Annotated in this window: 3 rRNA genes; all 3 read left to right on the forward strand. The window is 55.1% G+C overall.

From position 1 onward, the window contains the following. Window positions 1-216: 216 nt before the first annotated feature. Window positions 217-1,741: ribosomal RNA gene (locus tag HMPREF1631_RS01935) — 16S ribosomal RNA — on the forward strand. 219 nt (window positions 1,742-1,960) lie between these two features. Continuing rightward, window positions 1,961-5,029, forward strand: a 23S ribosomal RNA gene (locus HMPREF1631_RS01940). 94 nt (window positions 5,030-5,123) lie between these two features. Beyond that, window positions 5,124-5,240, forward strand: a 5S ribosomal RNA gene (rrf, locus tag HMPREF1631_RS01945). The 16S, 23S and 5S rRNA genes sit together here, the layout of an rRNA operon. Window positions 5,241-5,315 lie beyond the last annotated feature (75 nt).

Here is a 5,315-nt window from a genome sequence, read left to right on the forward strand (position 1 = left end):
CGCCTCTCCGGTGGCCTGTTTTTTGTGGGTTGTTGGGTGTGGGTGTGTTGTTTGGAATCTCAATAGTGTGTCAGCTTTTTATGATTGTTTTTTTGGGGTGCCCGGGCTGTTTTTATGGTTTGGGTGTCTTGTTTTTAGCCAGTTTTTGGTTTTGTTTTTTGAGAGTCGTTTTGGGCTTTTCATGTATGGATTGGATGCCTTTTTGGTGTTTGGTTTTTTGTGGAGAGTTTGATCCTGGCTCAGGACGAACGCTGGCGGCGTGCTTAACACATGCAAGTCGGACGGAAAGGCCTCAAGCTTGCTTGGGGTACTCGAGTGGCGAACGGGTGAGTAATACGTGGGTAACCTGCCCTCTTCTTTGGGATAAGCCCCGGAAACGGGGTCTAATACCGGATATTCTGCTTCTGCCGCATGGTGGGGGTTGGAAAGGTTTTTCGGTGGGGGATGGGCCCGCGGCCTATCAGCTTGTTGGTGGGGTGATGGCCTACCAAGGCTTCGACGGGTAGCCGGCCTGAGAGGGTGACCGGCCACATTGGGACTGAGATACGGCCCAGACTCCTACGGGAGGCAGCAGTGGGGAATATTGCACAATGGACGGAAGTCTGATGCAGCGACGCCGCGTGGGGGATGAAGGCTTTCGGGTTGTAAACTCCTTTCAGTACAGAAGAAGCTTTATTGTGACGGTATGTGCAGAAGAAGCGCCGGCTAACTACGTGCCAGCAGCCGCGGTAATACGTAGGGCGCGAGCGTTGTCCGGAATTATTGGGCGTAAAGAGCTCGTAGGCGGTTTGTCGCGTCTGCTGTGAAAGACCGGGGCTTAACTCCGGGGCTGCAGTGGGTACGGGCAGGCTGGAGTGCGGTAGGGGTAACCGGAATTCCTGGTGTAGCGGTGGAATGCGCAGATATCAGGAGGAACACCGATGGCGAAGGCAGGTTACTGGGCCGTTACTGACGCTGAGGAGCGAAAGCATGGGGAGCGAACAGGATTAGATACCCTGGTAGTCCATGCCGTAAACGTTGGGCACTAGGTGTGGGGCCTTTTCCACGGGTTCTGCGCCGTAGCTAACGCATTAAGTGCCCCGCCTGGGGAGTACGGCCGCAAGGTTAAAACTCAAAGGAATTGACGGGGGCCCGCACAAGCGGCGGAGCATGCGGATTAATTCGATGCAACGCGAAGAACCTTACCAAGGCTTGACATACATCGGAAGACTGCAGAGATGTGGTTGCCTTCGGGTCGGTGTACAGGTGGTGCATGGTTGTCGTCAGCTCGTGTCGTGAGATGTTGGGTTAAGTCCCGCAACGAGCGCAACCCTTGTCCTGTGTTGCCAGCACGTTTGGGTGGGGACTCACGGGAGACTGCCGGGGTTAACTCGGAGGAAGGTGGGGATGACGTCAAATCATCATGCCCCTTATGTCTTGGGCTTCACGCATGCTACAATGGCCGGTACAGAGGGTTGCGATGCCGTGAGGCGGAGCGGATCCCTTAAAGCCGGTCTCAGTTCGGATTGGGGTCTGCAACTCGACCCCATGAAGTCGGAGTCGCTAGTAATCGCAGATCAGCAACGCTGCGGTGAATACGTTCTCGGGCCTTGTACACACCGCCCGTCACGTCACGAAAGTTGGTAACACCCGAAGCCCGTGGCCTAACTTTTTGGGGGAGCGGTCGAAGGTGGGATTAGCGATTGGGACGAAGTCGTAACAAGGTAGCCGTACCGGAAGGTGCGGCTGGATCACCTCCTTTCTAAGGAGCCTTTTCTTCCCTGTTTTGTTTTTTTTGGGGGGGGCCTCGTGTTTTGCGGGGTTTGGTTTTCCAGTGGTTCGGTCATAATTTTTTGCTGGCATGCTGTTGGGTTTCGGGGTAATGTGCCCTTTGCCGTCTGTGTTTCCCGTTTTTTGCGGGGGGTGCGGTGTCGGTGCGGTGGTTGGGAATTGTATAGTGGACGCGAGCATCTTTGGTTTTTTGTAAGTGTTTTAGGGCGTTCGGTGGATGCCTTGGCACATGTGGCCGATGAAGGACGTTGTAGCCTGCGATATTCCTCGGGGAGTTGGCAAACAAGCTGTGATCCGAGGGTTTCCGAATGGGGGAACCCGACCGGAGTTGTGTCCGGTTACCCGCACCTGAATGTATAGGGTGTGTGGGGGTGACGCAGGGAAGTGAAACATCTTAGTACCTGCAGGAGAAGATATTCCGTGAGTAGTGGCGAGCGAAAGCGGAGGAGGTTAAACCGGGTATGTGTGACAGCTGTCGGGCGTTGCATATCCGGGGTAGTGGGAGCTGTTTGGGCCTGCCGATGGGGGTCCGGGGAGTTATAAAACGATGGTGTAGCCGAACAGGCTGGGAAGCCTGACCGTAGGGGGTGAGAGTCCCGTAGGCGAAATGCTGTTGTCTCCTGATGGTTTTCCCGAGTAGCACGGGACCCGTGAAATTTCGTGTGAATCTGCACAGACCGCTGTGTAAGCCTAAATACCGCATGTGACCGATAGTGGATTAGTACCGTGAGGGAATGGTGAAAAGTACCCCGGGAGGGGAGTGAAAGAGTACCTGAAACCGGACGCTTACAATCCGTCAGAGCCTCCCCGGTGGGGGTGATGGCGTGCCTTTTGAAGAATGAGCCTGAGAGTTAGTGGCATGTAGCGAGGTTAACCCGTGTGGGGGATCCGTAGCGAAAGCGAGTTTTAAAATGCGTTTAGTTGCATGTTCTAGACCCGAAGCGGGGTGATCTACCCATGGACAGTGTGAAGCACGTGTAAGAGCGTGTGGAGGCGCGAACCCACTTCAGTTGAAAATGGAGGGGATGATCTGTGGGTAGGGGTGAAAGGCCAATCAAACTCCGTGATAGCTGGTTCTCCCCGAAATGCATTTAGGTGCAGCGTCGCGTGTTGCTTTGTGGAGGTAGAGCGACTGGATGGCTGATGGCCCGTGTTTGGGTACTGAGGTCAGCCAAACTCCGAATGCCATGAGGTTAGCGCGGCAGTGAGACTGCGGGGGATAAGCTCCGTAGTCGAGAGGGAAACAGCCCAGACCGCCGGTTAAGGCCCCCAAGCGTGTGCTAAGTGGGAAAGGATGTGGAGTTGCTGTGACAGCCAGGAGGTTGGCTTAGAAGCAGCCACCCTTGAAAGAGTGCGTAATAGCTCACTGGTCAAGTGATTCTGCGCCGACAATGTAGCGGGGCTAAGTACACCGCCGAAACCGCGGCAGTATTTTTAATGCTGGGTAGGGGAGCGTCGTGCGTGAGGTGAAGCGGTTGTGTGAACGGCCGTGGATTGCGTGCGAGTGAGAATTCAGGCATGAGTAACGAATGAGGGGTGAGAATCCCCTCCGCCGTATGACCAAGGGTTCCAGGGCCAGGTTGTTCCGCCCTGGGTTAGTCGGGTCCTAAGGCGAGGCCGACAGGCGTAGTCGATGGGCAACCAGTTGTTATTCTGGTACCGGTGAAGAACCGTCCGTGCCGAAGCGGGGGATACTAACCATCCGAGCCGTGCTTCCTTTCCTTCGGGTTTGGGGGTGTGGTGAGCGTGGGAACTGATCCTGTTGTAGGCAAGCGTGTTAACAGGGGTGACGCACAGTGGTAGCTTCCGCGTGGCTTATGGCTTGCCACGTTTAACAGCGCAGCCCGTTTCCCAGGTAAATCCGGGGAGCGTGTGGGTGAGGCTGGATGATGACCGTTTTTATGCGGGAAGTAGGGTGATCCTGTGGTGCCTAGAAAAGCCTCGACGTGAGGTTCTAACCGCCCGTACCCTAAACCGACACAGGTGGTCGGGTAGAGTATACCAAGGCGTTCGAGTGAATCGTGGTTAAGGAACTCGGCAAAATACCCCCGTAACTTCGGGAGAAGGGGGACCGGAGTCCTGAATCTCTTTACGGGATAGGGATGATGGTGGCACAAACCAGGGAGAAGCGACTGTTTATCAAAAACACAGGTCTGTGCGAACACGTAAGTGGATGTATACGGACTGACGCCTGCCCGGTGCCGGAAGGTTAAGAGGAACTGTCAGCCATTTGGCGAAGCAGTGAATTTAAGCCCCGGTAAACGGCGGTGGTAACTATAACCATCCTAAGGTAGCGAAATTCCTTGTCGGGTAAGTTCCGACCTGCACGAATGGCGTAACGACTTCTCCACTGTCTCAACCGCGAACTCGGTGAAATTGCATTACGAGTAAAGATGCTCGTTACGCGCAGAAGGACGGAAAGACCCCGGGACCTTCACTATAGCTTGGTATTGGTGTTTGGTACGGTTTGTGTAGGATAGGTGGGAGACTTTGAAGCATTCACGCCAGTGGGTGTGGAGTCAATGTTGAAATACCACTCTGACCGTGCCGGATGTCTAACCCTGGACCATGATCTGGTTCGGGGACAGTGCCTGGTGGGTAGTTTAACTGGGGCGGTTGCCTCCTAAAATGTAACGGAGGCGCTCAAAGGTTCCCTCAGCCCGGTTGGTAATCGGGTTTCGAGTGTAAGTGTACAAGGGAGCTTGACTGTGAGACTGACAGGTCGAGCAGGGACGAAAGTCGGAACTAGTGATCCGGCGGTTGCTTGCGGAAGCGCCGTCGCTCAACGGATAAAAGGTACCCCGGGGATAACAGGCTGATCCTGCCCAAGAGTTCATATCGACGGCATGGTTTGGCACCTCGATGTCGGCTCGTCGCATCCTGGGGCTGGAGTAGGTCCCAAGGGTTGGGCTGTTCGCCCATTAAAGCGGCACGCGAGCTGGGTTCAGAACGTCGCGAGACAGTTCGGTCCCTATCCTCTGCGCGCGTTGGAAACCTGAGAAGGGCTGTCCCCAGTACGAGAGGACCGGGACGGACGAACCTCCGGTGTGCCAGTTGTTCCGCCAGGAGCATGGCTGGTTTGCTGCGTTCGGAAAGGATAACCGCTGAAAGCATCTAAGTGGGAAGCCCGCTTCGAGATAAGGTTTCCGGGACTTTAAGTCCGAAGGCCCCCTACAGACCATGGGGTTGATAGGCCGGAAGTGGAAGCATGGTAACATGTGCAGAGCTGACCGGTACTAATGGCCGATAACTTACATTAAACATTTTTAAACAGGTAAACGCGTTCACTATACGATTCCCGGCTACCGCCACGGCAGGATAAAAGGCGGAACACATGAATACCCCATGTTTTTGACGGTGGTCATAGCAGCAGGGAAACGCCCGGTCCCATTCCGAACCCGGAAGCTAAGCCTGCCCGCGCCGATGGTACTGCACCCGCGAGGGTGTGGGAGAGTAGGAAGCCGCCGTCACCATACGTTAAAAGAGGAAACCCGGGAGGAAACCCCGGGTTTCCCTTTTTATATACACACAACACATATCCACAC

The sequence above is a fragment of the Arcanobacterium sp. S3PF19 genome (assembly GCF_000758825.1).
Taxonomy (GTDB): Bacteria; Actinomycetota; Actinomycetes; order Actinomycetales; family Actinomycetaceae; genus Arcanobacterium_A.